Origin of the sequence: Xanthomarina sp. F1114, from assembly GCF_026410255.1 — a bacterium.
GTDB lineage: Bacteria > Bacteroidota > Bacteroidia > Flavobacteriales > Flavobacteriaceae > Xanthomarina.
The window spans coordinates 1-15,787 of record NZ_JAPMLL010000013.1 but is presented as its reverse complement, the minus strand read 5'-3'; the positions used below and the strand labels follow the sequence as shown (position 1 = coordinate 15,787).

General features: G+C 32.0%; 18 protein-coding genes, 1 tRNA gene and 1 pseudogene. 14 read left to right on the top strand and 6 right to left on the bottom strand.

What is annotated here, in order from left to right; all coding sequences use genetic code 11:
• The 3 genes from fmt to OS188_RS11430 all read left to right on the top strand — a co-directional run bounded on the left by fmt (position 1) and on the right by OS188_RS11430 (position 2,093).
• Positions 1-948, top strand: a complete 948-nt coding sequence (gene fmt, locus OS188_RS11440) for a methionyl-tRNA formyltransferase (protein WP_267148978.1) — start codon at positions 1-3, stop codon at positions 946-948.
• Positions 949-1,145: 197 nt separating this feature from the next.
• Positions 1,146-1,418: an HU family DNA-binding protein gene (locus OS188_RS11435; RefSeq protein ID WP_267148977.1), complete on the top strand. Its 273-nt coding sequence runs from the start codon at positions 1,146-1,148 to the stop codon at positions 1,416-1,418.
• A gap of 114 nt (positions 1,419-1,532) precedes the next feature.
• Complete coding sequence (locus OS188_RS11430; protein WP_267148976.1) at positions 1,533-2,093, top strand: YqgE/AlgH family protein; 561 nt, start codon at positions 1,533-1,535, stop codon at positions 2,091-2,093.
• A gap of 4 nt (positions 2,094-2,097) precedes the next feature.
• Here the strand turns inward: OS188_RS11430 and OS188_RS11425 are convergent, their stop codons facing one another.
• Positions 2,098-2,943: an aminotransferase class IV gene (locus OS188_RS11425; protein WP_267149078.1), complete on the bottom strand. Its 846-nt coding sequence runs from the start codon at positions 2,941-2,943 to the stop codon at positions 2,098-2,100.
• A 69-nt stretch (positions 2,944-3,012) separates the two neighbouring features.
• Positions 3,013-3,399, bottom strand: a complete 387-nt coding sequence (locus OS188_RS11420) for an START-like domain-containing protein (RefSeq protein WP_267148975.1) — start codon at positions 3,397-3,399, stop codon at positions 3,013-3,015.
• Between the two features lie 493 nt (positions 3,400-3,892).
• Between OS188_RS11420 and OS188_RS11415 the strand changes: the two genes are divergently transcribed.
• From OS188_RS11415 to OS188_RS11370, 10 genes and pseudogenes are all read left to right on the top strand, one after another.
• Positions 3,893-3,966, top strand: a tRNA-Met gene (locus OS188_RS11415).
• 232 nt (positions 3,967-4,198) lie between these two features.
• Positions 4,199-4,405, top strand: coding sequence for a hypothetical protein (locus OS188_RS11410; RefSeq protein WP_267148974.1), 207 nt, complete (start codon positions 4,199-4,201; stop codon positions 4,403-4,405).
• A gap of 17 nt (positions 4,406-4,422) precedes the next feature.
• On the top strand, positions 4,423-4,644 hold the full coding sequence (locus tag OS188_RS11405; protein ID WP_267148973.1) for a hypothetical protein: 222 nt from the start codon (positions 4,423-4,425) through the stop codon (positions 4,642-4,644).
• Between the two features lie 187 nt (positions 4,645-4,831).
• Complete coding sequence (locus tag OS188_RS11400) at positions 4,832-5,071, top strand: helix-turn-helix transcriptional regulator (RefSeq protein ID WP_267148972.1); 240 nt, start codon at positions 4,832-4,834, stop codon at positions 5,069-5,071.
• Complete coding sequence (locus OS188_RS11395; RefSeq protein WP_267148971.1) at positions 5,043-5,360, top strand: HipA N-terminal domain-containing protein; 318 nt, start codon at positions 5,043-5,045, stop codon at positions 5,358-5,360. Before OS188_RS11400 ends, OS188_RS11395 begins: the two co-directional genes overlap by 29 nt.
• On the top strand, positions 5,357-6,307 hold the full coding sequence (locus OS188_RS11390; protein ID WP_267148970.1) for a HipA domain-containing protein: 951 nt from the start codon (positions 5,357-5,359) through the stop codon (positions 6,305-6,307). Before OS188_RS11395 ends, OS188_RS11390 begins: the two co-directional genes overlap by 4 nt.
• 484 nt (positions 6,308-6,791) lie before the next feature.
• Positions 6,792-6,926: pseudogene (locus OS188_RS11385) on the top strand (ATPase); the annotation flags it as partial.
• Positions 6,927-7,047: 121 nt separating this feature from the next.
• Positions 7,048-7,500, top strand: a complete 453-nt coding sequence (locus tag OS188_RS11380) for a hypothetical protein (protein WP_267148969.1) — start codon at positions 7,048-7,050, stop codon at positions 7,498-7,500.
• 99 nt (positions 7,501-7,599) lie between these two features.
• Complete coding sequence (locus tag OS188_RS11375; RefSeq protein ID WP_267148968.1) at positions 7,600-8,739, top strand: erythromycin esterase family protein; 1,140 nt, start codon at positions 7,600-7,602, stop codon at positions 8,737-8,739.
• 154 nt (positions 8,740-8,893) lie between these two features.
• Positions 8,894-9,055 carry a hypothetical protein gene (locus tag OS188_RS11370; protein ID WP_267148967.1) on the top strand — a complete coding sequence of 54 codons (162 nt, stop codon included), beginning with the start codon at positions 8,894-8,896 and terminating at the stop codon, positions 9,053-9,055.
• A gap of 562 nt (positions 9,056-9,617) precedes the next feature.
• On the opposite strand, the gene OS188_RS11365 is transcribed toward OS188_RS11370, so the two are convergent.
• Positions 9,618-10,040 (bottom strand): hypothetical protein, encoded by a 423-nt coding sequence (locus OS188_RS11365; protein WP_267148966.1) that lies wholly within the window; start codon positions 10,038-10,040, stop codon positions 9,618-9,620.
• A gap of 478 nt (positions 10,041-10,518) precedes the next feature.
• Positions 10,519-10,839, bottom strand: coding sequence for a hypothetical protein (locus OS188_RS11360; RefSeq protein WP_267148965.1), 321 nt, complete (start codon positions 10,837-10,839; stop codon positions 10,519-10,521).
• Between the two features lie 220 nt (positions 10,840-11,059).
• Here OS188_RS11360 and OS188_RS11355 point away from each other — a divergent pair, with 220 nt between their 5' ends.
• Positions 11,060-12,598, top strand: a complete 1,539-nt coding sequence (locus OS188_RS11355; RefSeq protein ID WP_267148964.1) for a Fic family protein — start codon at positions 11,060-11,062, stop codon at positions 12,596-12,598.
• Positions 12,599-12,935: 337 nt separating this feature from the next.
• On the opposite strand, the gene mddA is transcribed toward OS188_RS11355, so the two are convergent.
• Both mddA and OS188_RS11345 read right to left on the bottom strand, forming a co-directional pair.
• Positions 12,936-13,673, bottom strand: coding sequence for a methanethiol S-methyltransferase (gene mddA, locus OS188_RS11350; protein ID WP_267148963.1), 738 nt, complete (start codon positions 13,671-13,673; stop codon positions 12,936-12,938).
• 98 nt (positions 13,674-13,771) lie between these two features.
• On the bottom strand, positions 13,772-14,959 hold the full coding sequence (locus OS188_RS11345) for an alpha/beta fold hydrolase (protein ID WP_267148962.1): 1,188 nt from the start codon (positions 14,957-14,959) through the stop codon (positions 13,772-13,774).
• Between the last annotated feature and the right edge of the window lie 828 nt (positions 14,960-15,787).

The window sequence follows — 15,787 nt, the reverse complement described above, 5'->3', positions numbered from 1 at the left end:
ATGAACGATTTAAGAATTGTATTTATGGGAACTCCTGATTTTGCAGTTTCCATTTTAAAATCATTAGTAGAAAAAAAACATCAAGTTGTTGGAGTTATTACGGCACCAGATAAACCAGCAGGACGAGGAAGAAAACTTAATGAAAGTGCGGTAAAGGTTTATGCTAAATCGGAAGGTTTACATATAATGCAGCCTACCAACTTAAAAAACGAAGACTTTCTAAAAGAATTAAAAGCCTTAAACGCCAATCTACAAATTGTTGTGGCCTTTAGAATGCTTCCAAAAGTTGTTTGGGAAATTCCAGAATACGGTACTTTTAACCTACACGCATCTCTATTACCAGATTACCGAGGTGCTGCACCTATTAATTGGGCTATTATAAATGGAGAAACAAAAACAGGGGTTTCTACTTTCTTTATAGATGAAAAAATTGATACAGGTGAAATTATCCTTCAAAAGGAAATAGCTATTGAGCCCACAGAGAATGCTGGCAGTTTACATGATAAACTGATGCATCTGGGAAGTGAACTCGTTTTAGAAACTGTAGCCCTTATAGAAAGTAAAAAGGTTCATACTCAAGCTCAACCTGAAACCGAAGGCGCTAAAACGGCTTATAAACTGAATAGAGATAACTGTAAAATAGATTGGTCAGATAATATAGTGCGTATTTATAATAAAATTCGAGGCCTGAGCCCATATCCGGCAGCATGGACCTATTTAAAAACTGGTGAAGACACTTTAGATGTAAAAATCTATTCGTCGGAAATAGAAAAAGAAAACCACCAATTGGCTATAGGAGAACTTATAATAAGTAAAAAAGAAATTAAAGTAGCAGTAAATGAAGGCTTTATAAATATAAAAGAATTAAAGCTTCCAGGAAAGCGAAAAATGGATGCAAAATCACTTTTAAATGGATTTTCATTTGAAGACTCTTCGAAAGTGCTCTAAACCCTCATTCTTGCTGATATTGTAAAAAATCCGATGAAATGCACTCTCTTTATTAACAAATGTTATAAGTTATTAACAATATGGCGTATTTCCCTTGTCATTACTTGCATGGTTGAAGAATCCGTATAAATTTGTATTGGATTTAACAACAAATAATGTTTAACCAAAACTATTTATTAATAATTAAAATTTAAATTATGAACAAATCAGATTTAATCGATGCTATGGCAGAACACGCAGGAATTACTAAAGCAGCTGCAAAAAAAGCATTAGAATGTGCGTTAATTGAAATTGAAGGAGCTTTACAAAAAGGTAACAGAGTTTCTTTAGTTGGATTTGGATCTTGGTCAGTTTCTAAAAGAGCTGCAAGAGAAGGAAGAAACCCTCAAACAGGAAAAACTATACAAATTAAAGCTAAAAATGTAGTTAAATTTAAAGCGGGATCAGATTTATCTTCTGCTGTAAACTAAAAATTATTAGTTAAGATTTACGAAAGCCTTCCATTTGCGAAGGCTTTTTTTTATTTATATCTATTTGTTGTTAAAAAAAAAATTATTACATTTAAATATTAATCCTCTTAAGCTATGATTACAATCAAACCCAAAAAAGGTGATTTGTTAATAGCAGAACCATCCATAATAGGAGATTCTTCTTTTAATCGTTCCATCGTGTTGTTGGCAGATCACACACAAGAAGGCTCCATAGGTTTTATCTTAAACAAACCCTTGGAATACACTATTCAAGACTTAATTCCAGAGATAAAAGCCAAATTTAAAATTTACAATGGCGGACCCGTAGAACAGGATAATTTATATTTTATCCACAAAGTTCCAGATTTGATACCTAATAGTATAGAAATTTCTTTAGGAATTTATTGGGGTGGCGATTTTGATAAAGTGGCAGAACTAATTGCTAAAAACGAATTAAGCGAAAATAACATTCGCTTCTTTCTAGGTTATTCTGGTTGGAACACAAATCAGCTGGACGATGAATTGAAAACTAATTCTTGGGTTGTTACCGAAAATATCTATAAGAAATCTATAATAGAAAAAGATTACCAATTTTTCTGGAAAGAAAAAATGGTAGAATTAGGTGGAGAATATAGTATTTGGTGCAATGCGCCCGAAAATCCAAGTGCAAATTAATACGTTAAGCCAACAGTCTCATCTTTACATTTAACTTAGCTAGTAAATTTTTAGCTATTTCGTTTGTAAATGTCTTTTTCCTGTAATTTGTTACTGGTTGAATACCTGTAATTACATTTGTTATAAATATTTCGTCTGCTTTTTGTATTTCGAAAGGAGAGATTGAAGCTTCTTCTAACGTATATTCTGGGATTTTATTTATAATATCTATAATCTGCTTTCGCATAATACCCTTTAAACAACCATCTAAAAGTGGAGGGGTTTTTATACTGTTTCCTTTTACCAAAAATACATTTCCATTTAAAGCCTCCACAACTTGCTTGTTGGTATTTAACAAAAAGCAGTTTTGTAGTTTGTTCTCTTGTGCATAAACACTTCCAACTACATGCAATACTTTATTATTTGTTTTTAAAGTAGATAGCAAACCAGGAGCTACATAAAAATCTTTAAATAAGTCTAATCGGTATTCCTCTTCATTTAAAAGATAAAAGTCCGACTCTAATGGTGTTGCAGTTATAATATAATCTACATTATTAGTTGTAGGTAAATACAAACCACCCTCCTTTCTATTAACAAACAGTTTAACTCTGGCAGTTTGCTCCTTGAGCTTTTTAGCAGTTATAAGTTTCAAAATCTCATCTTGTAGAAACTCCATGGTAAAATTCATAGGAATTTCCATCCTAAGAATTCGCATAGAAGCCATGAATCGAAAGTAATGATCTTCCCAAAAAAGGACTTTTCCATGTGAGACTTTTATTGTTTCAAAAAGCGCGTCGCCATAATTAAAACCTCTGTTAGTTGTAGAAATAATCTGATTTGACTCTGTAAGTGTACCGTTGAAATTGACCATAAAAAAAATCCCATAATCCCGATGAATATCGGGATGGGACAAATATAAGTTTTTAACCTAAAAAATTCATTAAGCCGAGCCTAAGACCTGTTTTAAATCTGAAATCTGATTCTCCCAAAGCATTTTAGTTTCCTCCACTTCATCATGCTCAGAAAAATCTGTAACAATAATACTCACATCCTTAGTAATTTCATCTACTTGGATTTTAATTTCAAAATAATAGGCTGGCTCTTCGTCTGCCAACCATTTAAATTTAATACGTTCGCCGCTTTTTTTACTAACTAATTTAGCCTGTTCTTCAACACCATCCCAAATAAACTTAAAAAGCTCACCACGAGAGTTTACGTTTTCAGCAAACCATTCAGATAAACCAGAAGGAGTAGATATATATTGATAGAGTAATTGAGGTGAAGCTTGAATAGGAAACTCCATTTCAAATTTAATTTTTTCGTCCATTTTAAGATTGTATTATTAGCGCTCAATATATACATTAATTAATAAGTTCGAAAACTATTTTTAAAAATAATTAACAATCTTTTCTTACAAGAACTTCCTATAATTTTTAAAAACAATAAAAACCTGATCTCTCTTTCCTTTAAACATCTTTATAATATTAAAGAACATACTATTAATACCATCAAAAGCTGCCATACAAGGGAGTTTAAAATTTCACCTTATTATATACAAGGAACAAAAGATCGTATTATTCTAATAAAATAAACTAATAAATATTAGCTATAACTCTTAGTATTTCAAGCCTTAAGCATTTTAATAAATTAATATTTAATAATAATTACAACTTATGTTTGCTCTCTACTATTTTGTTTTTATATTTGCAGCCGTTAAAAAGCCATGTTGGAAGTAATTCTAACAGCTTTAAAACAAAGAATGGCGAGCCCGCCCACACTCTTTTAGAAGTATGTTCGGACAGGGTAGCTAAAAATCAAATGGCGAGGTAGCTCAGTCGGTTAGAGCGTCGGATTCATAACCCGGAGGTCTCGGGTTCAATTCCCGATCTCGCTACAATAGTAAAAAGTTCAGCACAAAGGTGCTGGGCTTTTTTTTTATGCCTTAAGCTTGTGCTCGCACAATAGCGAAAAGGCATAAAAAAAAAGTCAAGAAACGCGATAGCGTTGACTCTTTTACTATTATAAAGCGTCCCCCTTAAAGGAATCAGCGAAGCTAATCACCGATCTCGCTACAAATTTGAATGAATTGAAAAACAACGGTTTGGCTTTCGCTAAACCGTTTTTTTATGCATACTGTTTTTGATTATCTTGCACAAGAATTGCAAAATGAATACGAAAGTGAATACGATTTAACTTTGAAAAAAAACTATTCTACTCCCAAAATCTACTCTGCCAACGGCAATCTTTCTAAACGATGGTATGTCTATTTTTCTTATCGCGAACCTAAAACTGGAAAGCTAAAACGCCAAACTCCAATTTATGCTAATCTTTAAAATTAGGAGATAATCAAATGCTGTATCTTGACGACCAAAGCTATGTTTTAGAAGGTGTTGGTCAAGGTGCTGAATATGAATTATCTTGGAAAGAACTCAATAAATTTGTAATTGAAAAAACAGGCAACTTACTGCTTGACATTCCAAAATTCTTGACCGATAAAAAATATCAAAAGGAATTCTTACAGTTAAAAGAATATCCTTTAAGTATGACAGATGATTTTAGTGATATATTATGAAAAAACAATTAAGCTAAAAAAAAATGTAGCTAATGCGTAATTAATAAAAAAACAGATATTTGCTTTCATCCAATTTTACTCCCTACACCCTAATAGGTATAAACACTCCCCATTATAAACAATTTACACCCTTTAAGGTATAATTACAAAATATTTCCCTAAATTGTACCCTTAAAGGTATAATACAATGAAATGGGACAGAGAAAATACAATAGCCCAATTTTTAAGAGATAGACGCAAAAAGGCTTATCTAACACAAGTAGAGCTATCCGACCTCACAGGTGTAGGCTTACGTTTTGTACGCGAACTCGAACAAGGAAAACCAAATCTAATGACCGATAAAGTAAATCAGGTTCTGTTATTTTTTGGACATACACTAACACCAACACCTATAAGTGATGAGACAAGGAGAAATCTGGGTAAATAAAACCTTGGCTGGCATATTAACCGAAGACGATAATGGCTATCATTTCAAGTATAACAAAGCATACCTTGAAAATAAAAAGGCATTATCTGTCAGTTTAACCTTGCCCTTGCAAGAAGAACCTTTTAGTGCCCAATACCTATTTCCTTTCTTCGATGGTTTAATTCCCGAAGGTTGGCTATTAGATATCGCACATAAAAATTGGAAAATAGATCCAAGAGATCGCATGGGATTATTATTAACCACCTGTAGAGATTGTATTGGTAATATTAGCATTATAGAGAAAACATGAACCACTGTTTAGCATGTCATAAAAAATTAGAAGATGGCCAGGTAAATTACCATCAAACCTGTCTAACTGCATTTTGGCAAGAAGACACACCTATACAAAAACTAGAGTTTAAAACTTCTCAAATTGAAGCCTTGGCAAAAGAAAATATAGCACAACGCATCATTGTTACCGGCGTTCAACCAAAATTGTCATTAGGGTTCACACAAGAGAATACTCAAAATAGGTTAACCATGGTTGGCGCATTAAATGGTAGATATATTTTAAAACCACCATTTCATGTATATCCACAAATGCCAGAAATTGAGGCGCTATCCATGTTATTAGCACAAGCCTGTGGTATAAAAACGGTGCCCTTTTTATTAATCCCATTAAAAGGTGGCGCTTTAGCCTATTTAACCAAACGTATAGACCGTACAACCAATAACGACAAGCACCCAATGGAAGACGCATGCCAATTCACAGAACGACTTACAGAGCATAAATACCGTGGTTCCTACGAGCAGATAGCAAAAGGCATTTTAACCTATGTTCAAAACCCATTACTGGATACCGTAAAGTTTTATGAGCAAGTAATTGTATCTTTCCTAATTGGTAATAACGATATGCATTTAAAAAACTTTTCACTCATAGCAAAAGACAGTAAACACTATGCATTGGCACCAGCTTATGATATGGTAGCTGTTAAATTATTAATTCCGGAAGATCAAGAAGAATTAGCACTAAACCTCAACGGAAAAAAGCGAAAAATCAAACGCTTAGATTTTAACGAAGCAATGACCAAAGCACAAATACCTAAAAAAGCCATTGAAAACCTCTGGAATCGTATAGAAAAAGGTATGCAACAGTGGCACGAGCTAATTGACTGTAGCTTTTTAAGTCATGAAAATAAAAACACTCTAGTAACATTAATAGAAAAGAGAGCAAAGCAATTAGAATTAAATAATTAATAAATTGATAATTTGTCGGTACACATTTCTTTAAGATTAGCATGACACCATGATGGATGGAATGGTCATGTATGCAAAAAACATAAACGAGTAAGGTAGGTTCTCGGAGCTCAAGGATACAGTTAATTAAGCAAAAGCCTACATTAAAGAAATAACAGTTGAAAAAATACCACAATACGTAGTGAGTATCAAAGTGGATGCCCTATTAAAGAAGTTTATTCTAGAAGGATGCTTTGAGTTTTAAACTATATTAAACACAAAATATCTTACTCTAAAATTACTAAAAAAATCAATTGAAAGAAAAAGAAAACGACAACCGAAGTTGCCGGTTTAATTGTTTTCACAACGGAATTAGTGCACGTCAATTCTTGTGATTGCTTACGTAAAAATACAATTTAGTTACACAATTAAAAATATCAACTTTAAACCAATCACCTCAAAGTGCGTAAAAATATTACAACAGGAAAGTAATTTATAAAACCTCATCCTTACCTACGCCACCACAAACCTCAACGCCATAGAAATAGAAGAACGCTATGGCAATCGTGTGCGTTCTCGAATGCGCTCCATGTTTAATCTCATGGCATTCGACAAATCTTCTCAAGATAAACGTCTATAACCACGAACAACCTGTGTTTGGTAGTATCCAATCTTTTCGATATCCCTTTAATTTTATCCAAAAACGATTATATTAGTGCACATAAATCACGCTGTGTGTCATTAAAGCCAAACAAATTAAAATGAAAAACAACAGAATAATCATCGTATCATTAAGTTTTATATTGTTGACCTCTTGCGCATTAAAACCAATTACATCTGAATATAAATTTGTAAAAACTGACATTGAAAATTTTGAACTGAATGATTTGGGAAATGGAAATGTTCTGATTTATAATGGTGCTAATATTTTGCACAAAATGGACAATACAGCTGGATTGAATATTTGGCTTGACAATAAACCTCTTGGACAAATTAGACCAGGCGAATATGTCATTATAAACCTTAAAAATGGAAAACATCATTTTAAATTATTGCATATTGACATTGTAAATATAAGAAGTGAACACGAAGTTGAAATTGATAATGAAACTAAAGTTATTAAAATCAAACCCACTATTACGTCAAATAAATTAGAATTAACCAATGAGTTTCCGAAAAAATTTGACAAGTTTAAATATGCTGAAAAAAGATAAATAACGCCACACAACACCGTATATAAAAAATGCGTAGCTTAGTGCTTAACCAAAGGAAAGTGCGTGTTTGCTTTCATACACAATCACGTTGGCAACAATATGAAAAAAACGACAGTACTACTATTTATAATTTTCGGTTTAAATACTATTTTGGCTCAAGTCGAAAAGAATATTTACGAATTGAATTCAATCGAAAATCTTTTGACCAATGAAGTTAAAGGAATTTTAGATGCAAATTTATCGGACAAAAAAGTTGTGTTTTTGGGAGAATCTGAACATCATATAGGTTCTGATTTTTTAGCGAAAACTGAATTTATAAAATATTTAGTTTTAGAAAAAGGATATAAAGATATTGCATTTGAGGCGGATTTTTTCGCACTTTATTTTGACCACGATAAAACAAATTTATATTCGTTCTGGTCTCATTCAGTTCAATGCAAAGAATTATTTGAATTTTTAGAACAACACAATATAACGATTTGGGGTTTTGACAATCAAATGGGTTCAGGTTTTACTTATACTAATTTCACAATTAAATTAACTGACTTTCTTAATAAGAATGCAATTAAATATGATGAGGATTTTACACGTTTAACAGAAGCTTTTATAAAAAATAGAAGAAAAGCAACGAAAGTTTTAAAAAATGTAGAAGTTGAATATTTGATCAACAAAGTAGATGAACTTTTAGCGAACGAGCATATCATTAAAAATAAACTATGGTTTCAAATTCTTGAAAACTATAAAAGTGATATCCTTATATGCACAACTGATAAAGACCGAAAAAAAGGTATTCCGATTAGAGATAGCCAAATGGCAAGAAATCTTGACTTTTTAGTAAAAACTATGCCTGAAAAAAAGTTTATTGTTTGGTTAGCAAATGCACATATGGCAAAATATGAATATGATTTTATGCGTGGGGAAACAATGGGAGGTCAATTTGTAAAATTAAATCCCAATATTTCATACCATATTGCAATTTCGCCAATAAATATGCCTTACAGAAAACCGAAATGGATTGAAAAACTTAGAAATGACAAAGAAAATTTACTTCATTTTTTACCCTCGACAGAAAAAAATTACTTTGTTGACTCGAAAAAAATAATCAATGAGAACCCAGAATATTCTGAAATGAAATATGAGGGAATGTTTAATCTTGAGGAAAAAAACACTAATTGGTTTAAACATTTTGATGCTTTAGTTTTTATATCAAAAGGAGAAAAAGTAAAATATCCTGAATAAAAATCCTGTTGCAAACAAGGTGTGTAATTAATGGCCACTTCTCGCCTACTTACCAATCCCGATAACTACCAGTACTCGCGCCTTCCTATCGGCAGACAGGGATTTTCTATTCGGTTTTTACCTGCCCGTCCGGCACTCGGGTTTGCTAAATTACATGCCTAAACCACGCAAGGTTTCAGAAACAACTACCATACATAAATTAAAAAAACAGATGGAACACGATATTTCACTAATTGGAAATCACAATCTAAATACCAGTAACTTAAAAGAACTTGCTCAAGATTTAAACTCACAAATTGACATAAATATTGAATAATTACAAAAACATTAAAGTATCACTACGGTGAAACTGAATATTATCTCATTATAGAAAAAATAGTTGAACAAAATTGTTCTCACCACGAAAAGGTAATCAGTTTTTAATACTTTTTGAAAATCTTCCAGTAATCCAAGACATAAATGCAATTATTGAAAACCATTCAGAAGTACATACGTCATCAGATGTCATTAACAAATGGACTACCAAATGAATTTACAATTTTGTATTCGTAGGTATTTGTATTGTTGGAGAGTTGTATGTAATCATTAGCTGGATTTGGAGAAATTTTAATTTGACTATTAATGTCAAATGTTTCTACACTCAGATTAAAATTGTCTATAACAGAAATTTTATTCCCATTATATTCAGCTATATATAAATTATTATCATAGTTAATACAATCTTTTGGTCCATTAACATTTGAAACAACCTCGCTTAACGAAAGAATGCTTTCAGTTAAATGGGCATTAGATTGTAGGCTTCTCCATTTAGAACTGTTCGTAATCTAAATATATAGTTGTTCTGTTTTAAAATAAATCCTCTGTATCCTCATCTTTTCTTATTCTGGGTCTACGTCTTGATAAGAAACTTCGGCTGAATAGCTCTCACCTGAGCTTGATTGTTGTACAGTCATAGTCGTTTGCTCTATGTTAGTTAGCTTTAACCATAACTCCGTATTTAATTGTCCTGGTATTTGAGATAAGTTTTCTATTTTTACTATACTATTTTCCACATCTAACCATAACCATGTGCCAGTGGTTGTAAGAATACTTCCTGAAAAATCTAGTCGTTGCTCGTAACTCCCATCACTATCAAAGTATAAATCTGCTGTAAAGCCATTGCTATCGTACCACCACTTATTTAAAATTAACGCATTACCTTCTGTTGCTATTGGTTCTTCTGCACTATCATCATCACTACTACTACAACTTGTTAATAATACTATACTTAATAGTAGGCTTAAATATTTTAATCTTCTCATTTTTTAATGTTATAATTGGTTTTTGGGGTTATTTTTTGTGTGAAAGTTATATATTATTGTAATAGATTTCTATTTAATATCCTATTCGTTAAACAACTACAACTTTTTAAAGGTAGTTGTACAATTGAACAGCGAAGCTGTCCATTATTTAAAAATTAATTTCGATTTATTATCAATCGCTGACTCGTAAAATGCATTGTAAATAAAAACTAGATTGTAAAAATACAAATGCTTATGTTCAAATTATAAATTATTTCTTTAAACTTTATCTTTACTTAAACTTCTTTTTTTAATAAAAAAATAATCTTTTTCAAATTAACAATTATTAATCTTTTTCTCTAAATTTTTCTTAATGTTTTTTGTTGTTTTCCAGATAATTCAAATTCTTGATCAACAAGGCAACCAATTATGGTTGCATAAACTTAAGAGTTTTTAGAAAAATAAAATTCCAAATCATTAATACTTAATTCAATTCCTTTCATAATATCTTATTTGCTTTTGGTAAAAAGAGGAAGACTACACTAGGGTTAGGTATAAACAGTGGAATGTCCAGGTAATTTGGCACCCCATCCTTATCATCATCACCTGTACCTTCGTCCACAGTTAACCAAGTATCTCCGTCGTCGTCAACATCTAAGTAGTTTGCGTTACCATCGTTATCAGTATCTCCAAGATTTACTTCTGAAATGGTATCTTCCAAATAATCAAATACAAAATCTAAATCATTATCTGTGTAAAAACGATTGGGTATTTTATAATCCGACTCTGTAACTGTTTGGGAAGAAACAATCCTTGCCAAGACAGGAAATCTAAGATTCAGCGTAGCTAATCTTATAAAAAAATGCTACCCGCCTACCCTCTAAAAATCTTCGCATAGCCAAATAATAGAGACTGTTTCAAAATAAAAACACGGTAAATTATAACCGCTTTTCACGCTAACAAGAAAATTATAATCACTTTTCACACCATATAAGTGTATTTCATGGTATATTTGTAAATAAAATTCATACACAAATAGCATGAGTAACTATTTTTCACAACAAATAACTGTTTTTCACAATAGAAAGACACCAGAACCAGGAGCCTTAGTTGGATATGCTTTGCTGATAGAATTTCTAATCCAAGAAACAAACAAAACAGCCCCTATGCCTAGTAAATTAGCCATAGTAACAGACAAACATCAAAGATATGATACAGATCAATGGCAAGTCTTTACAAAACGCCATAAACCAAATAATGATATTATAAGTCATATTATTTTTGCTCTTAAGTACGAAGGCTTAAACCTATTTATTTTAAAACAAGTATTCCTCAATTTAAGCGAAAAAAATATAAAAGAATACATACTAACAGAACCAACAGGCCAGTATGCAAGACGCATATGGTTTTTATATGAATGGTTGTTAGAAAAAACAATAGATATCCCAGATCTAAAAACAGGGTCTTATGTGGAGGTGGTAAATGCAAAACTACAATACCCAGGGCCAACAGTAAATTCAACCAGACATCGCATAAAAAACAACTTACCAGGGACAAAAGACTTTTGCCCCATGATTAATAGAACACGTAAAATTGAAGCCTATCAAGAAAAAGATTTTTCGAATAAAATGTTGTTTGATTTAAAGGATAAAGACAAAGATTTAATTAGAAGAACAGCAGCATTTTTATTATTAAAAGACTCCAAAGCTTCTTTTGCCATTGAAGGAGAGAAACCTGAAAACTTAAGAGCAAGAAATTGGGGAAAAGCCATTGGCCAAGCAGGAAAAAAAGAACTAACACTTGAAGAGTTAGAACGCTTACAACACATTGTAATTGGTAAAAACAAGCTCAAACAAATGGGGCTAAGAACGGAAGAAGGTTTTATTGGTTTACATGACCGAGAAAACTTTGCACCTATCCCAGATCATATTTCTGCCAAGGCAGAAGACTTGCCCCTACTCATTAATGGACTTATTGAAACCAATAAATTATTAAACAACAGTCAATTGGACCCGGTTCTAATGGCTACAAGTATCGCCTTCGGCTTTGTATTCATTCATCCTTTTTCCGATGGAAATGGTCGTTTACATAGGTACCTCATACATCATATTTTAATAAGAAAAAACTACACCAGCAGAGACATGATTTTTCCAATTTCTGCTGCTATTCTAAATAATATCAGCAAATATCAGGACGTTTTAGAAGCCTTTTCAGAACCAAGACTAGAATGGATTGATTGGGTACCAACAACAGATTACAATGTTGAAGTTTTAAACAAAACCATCGATTTATATCGCTATGCAGACCTCACACTTCAAGCCGAATTTTTATATGAATGTGTTGAAGAAACCATAGAGGAAATAATACCTAATGAAATAAAATTTCTTGAGCAACATGACAAAATGGTTATGGCCATCAATGCCTTAATAACACTTCCAGATACAGACATCGATTTATTAATTAAATTTCTAATGCAAAATAACGGCAAATTATCGCAAGCCAAAAAAGACAAATTCTTTGTTGAGCTTCCAGAAGATGTTATAATAAAAATTGAAGAAAAGTTTACTGAAGTATTCTAACCTGCCAGTTTATAACTCCTTACGTCCAACTATAAAATTCAGGAAGGCAGATAATAAGGTGTTCGTCAGTCGTTCCATGTTGTTCCATAAAACATCTGTGCAAGAGCTCAAGAATGTCATTGCGAGACTTTTGATAAAAAGTCGTGGCAATCTCATCATGTTATACATCCTGTTTAAAACTATATATCCTTTATTCAGGAAGGGCCAAAACTATTAAAACAGCTTTTGCTATTGCAAAATCAGGACGAATATGTGATAATAAATACAAGAGGACATTGGTAAAAAAGTAACGAAGATTTACATGTTTTTTTAGTACAGTACTTTATTAGGCATAGTTTTATTTTTTAACTTTTGTAAACGGAATTATCATAGGCACCTCTTCTTGGTAATTTTCATATTTTTCCCCAATGAAATTTTTTAAGTCTTTTTCTTCTAAATACTTAACAGCTACAAATATATATATTGTAGTTACTAGAGTAAACAATAAATGACCAACAGTCATAGTAGGTGTTGCCCAAAAAGCGATTAAGAAACCTAACATGATGGGGTGTCTTACAATTTTATAAAAATAATTAGTCTGAAACTTTGGGTTTGGTGTTTGTCTGTTTTTTAAATTATTAAAAATCTGTGCTAAGCCAAAAAGTTCAAAATGACTAATCATAAATGTAGAAAGAAAAACAATCAACCAACCTAAAAAGAACATACCATATAGAAAATATACAACTATTTTATTCTCTGCTTCCCATACAATAGTTGTTATAGGTTGCCATTGCCAATAAACTAATAATAATGCCAAACTAGAAAGTAGAACATAAGTGCTTCTTTCCATAGCTGGACTAAAGATAGACGTAAACCATTCTTTAAATTTTGGTCTCGCCATAATGCTATGTTGTAAAGCAAATACACTTAATAAAATTGTATTGGTTAGAATAGCTTTTAATAAAGTTGGTTCGACGCCAGAATCAATTGTTTTTGGAACAAAAAGATTACCAACAAAGCCTATGGCGTATAAAAAAGCAACTAGAAAAATACAATAGGCTACTATACCGTAAATAAAAATAATTGATTTTTTCATGACTTTTGTTTTTGATTATGTTACAAAATTCATAAAAACAAAAGTTATGAAGCTTTCCAATACGTTCAAAAAACATTCTAAAACGTCCAAAAACCAAATTATGCTCTATTACTATTATTTAATCTGTACTTGTTAGGTGGGATATTGTATTTTTCTTTAAAAGATTTTATAAAGTGCGATGAATTTATATATCCACAGTCATAACTAATTTGGTTAATGTTTAAATTACTTTCCTTAAGTAGTGCTTTAGCATGATTAAGGCGTTTCGATTTTATCCACCTTGAAGGCGTTGTATTAAATGTATTTTTAAAATCTCTTTTGAACGAAGATAAACTTCGACCACATAATTTAGCAAACTCTTCAACCTTCAAATTATATAAAAAACTTTCTAACATGACAGTTTCTAGATCTATTCCTGTTTTTTTATATTTTTTAAAGTCTGATTTATTTGGACGAATCCCGGTAACAAATTCTTCTATTTCTGCAAGAATTGGATAGGTGTCACCTGTCCAAAAAAGATGGTCTCGACCATTAAATTCAACAAGTTTGGAATTAGTTATGCGTTCTGCCAGATATCTCCCTTCTTCCACCAGGATCTCTAAATCCCCTTTCCTGAATAAAAGAAGTGTTGGAACTTTAATTGAACCTAAGATTCCGGTTACATCAATTTTTACACATTGCTTGTGTAATAATAATGCAGCCTTTGGGCTCCCTCCTGCACGTAAATAGCTAGCCAGCCAGTCTAAAAACACATGGTCATGTGCTAATGAAGGAACTAATGACTTTAGCTCATCCAGATTTCCGTGTGCCCAATTTTCTTCAATGGCTTTATTAGAAATTTCACGTGCTTCATCTGTAGGAGCCCAAGGGTAATCTTTGGAATACCTGCGTTTTGCAAATATCCCAAAGCCGATAACTCCTAAAGTTATTTGAGGATACTTTAAAGAGTACAAAAGACTAACAGATCCTCCTTCAGAATGACTAAATAAAAATGCCTTTTTGGAATTTGCAGCATCCAATACCGCATTAATATCATCCATGCGCTCTTCCATAGTAGAATATGCATCAGAACGATCTGATAGTCCTGTACCTCTTTTATCGAAAATAATTAATCTAGCAAATAAGGAAAGCCTGGTTAGAAAGGCAGCGAGTCTTGGTTCTGCCCACATCATATCAATATTTGAAACCCAACCTGGAATATATAAAATGTCGATTGATCCTTCTCCTACTACTTGATAGGCAATATTAAAATCTCCGCTTTTCGTGTAATTAGTTTTAGGTTTCATATAAATTTACTAATACAATTTTAAAATTTATAAGGGCTTTCAGAATGTTTAGCCCTAAAATATGGCTACAGGTTAAAAATGTCCCGATAGCTATCGGGATCAAGCTGTTAATTTATCCGTCTGCCGGTAAGGCAGGAATACCATATTAGGTGTTTTATAATCTAAAGATAAAAGTAATTTCCCTATATTATGTAAATTAATTGCGTTTTATACGTCTCATTTTGTGCGGATTACGCTGTCAAAGGTTTGGTCGATATAATATTCCTCTTTTGTTTCCAATTGTACTCTGCTGTTCATTAAGTCTATGTCATTCTACTTTCTAATCCATGCAGTCACTGTTATTGGTGCAATAGAATAGAGGGTACAAAGTCTACGCTTCATGTGCTTTTCAATACTAAGTTTTGATAAGAATTTTAATTTGAAAGGTTAGCTGTAACATCTAATTACTTTGTCGTTTTTACACATCCTGTTTATAATTATGTAGCCTTTATTCAGGACTGGGCAGTATCAATCAACTCTACTGCTATGAACACGTTAAACCAGTACTGTCTATTCTCGCGAAGGCAGTTAGTGAGTTGTGGTGTTATTCATAACACTTTACCAAATTGACAGACGGGTTCTACTAGCTAAACAACAATGGACATACCTACAATTGCCAAAAAATATAGAAAACGATCTCTTCATGTTTTTTTTTGCAGGGCTATCATTCAAAATCCAATAAAATTGAATGGTTCGGATGTTTTAAACTCTCCAGAAGTTTCACCTGAATAGGTTTTATTATTGGATAGGTCTAATTTTCTTACATTAGCATTTTCGCTGAAATCTATT

Bases quoted from the DNA above. Each gene is read 5' to 3' on its own strand.
- fmt (WP_267148978.1), top strand. From the start codon at position 1: ATGAACGATTTAAGAATTGTATTTATGGGAACTCCTGATTTTGCAGTT.
- OS188_RS11435 (WP_267148977.1), top strand. From the start codon at position 1,146: ATGAACAAATCAGATTTAATCGATGCTATGGCAGAACACGCAGGAATT.
- OS188_RS11430 (WP_267148976.1), top strand. From the start codon at position 1,533: ATGATTACAATCAAACCCAAAAAAGGTGATTTGTTAATAGCAGAACCA.
- OS188_RS11425 (WP_267149078.1), bottom strand. From the start codon at position 2,943: ATGGTCAATTTCAACGGTACACTTACAGAGTCAAATCAGATTATTTCT.
- OS188_RS11420 (WP_267148975.1), bottom strand. From the start codon at position 3,399: ATGGACGAAAAAATTAAATTTGAAATGGAGTTTCCTATTCAAGCTTCA.
- OS188_RS11410 (WP_267148974.1), top strand. From the start codon at position 4,199: ATGCATACTGTTTTTGATTATCTTGCACAAGAATTGCAAAATGAATAC.
- OS188_RS11405 (WP_267148973.1), top strand. From the start codon at position 4,423: ATGCTGTATCTTGACGACCAAAGCTATGTTTTAGAAGGTGTTGGTCAA.
- OS188_RS11400 (WP_267148972.1), top strand. From the start codon at position 4,832: ATGAAATGGGACAGAGAAAATACAATAGCCCAATTTTTAAGAGATAGA.
- OS188_RS11395 (WP_267148971.1), top strand. From the start codon at position 5,043: ATGAGACAAGGAGAAATCTGGGTAAATAAAACCTTGGCTGGCATATTA.
- OS188_RS11390 (WP_267148970.1), top strand. From the start codon at position 5,357: ATGAACCACTGTTTAGCATGTCATAAAAAATTAGAAGATGGCCAGGTA.
- OS188_RS11380 (WP_267148969.1), top strand. From the start codon at position 7,048: ATGAAAAACAACAGAATAATCATCGTATCATTAAGTTTTATATTGTTG.
- OS188_RS11375 (WP_267148968.1), top strand. From the start codon at position 7,600: ATGAAAAAAACGACAGTACTACTATTTATAATTTTCGGTTTAAATACT.
- OS188_RS11370 (WP_267148967.1), top strand. From the start codon at position 8,894: ATGCCTAAACCACGCAAGGTTTCAGAAACAACTACCATACATAAATTA.
- OS188_RS11365 (WP_267148966.1), bottom strand. From the start codon at position 10,040: ATGAGAAGATTAAAATATTTAAGCCTACTATTAAGTATAGTATTATTA.
- OS188_RS11355 (WP_267148964.1), top strand. From the start codon at position 11,060: ATGAGTAACTATTTTTCACAACAAATAACTGTTTTTCACAATAGAAAG.
- mddA (WP_267148963.1), bottom strand. From the start codon at position 13,673: ATGAAAAAATCAATTATTTTTATTTACGGTATAGTAGCCTATTGTATT.
- OS188_RS11345 (WP_267148962.1), bottom strand. From the start codon at position 14,959: ATGAAACCTAAAACTAATTACACGAAAAGCGGAGATTTTAATATTGCC.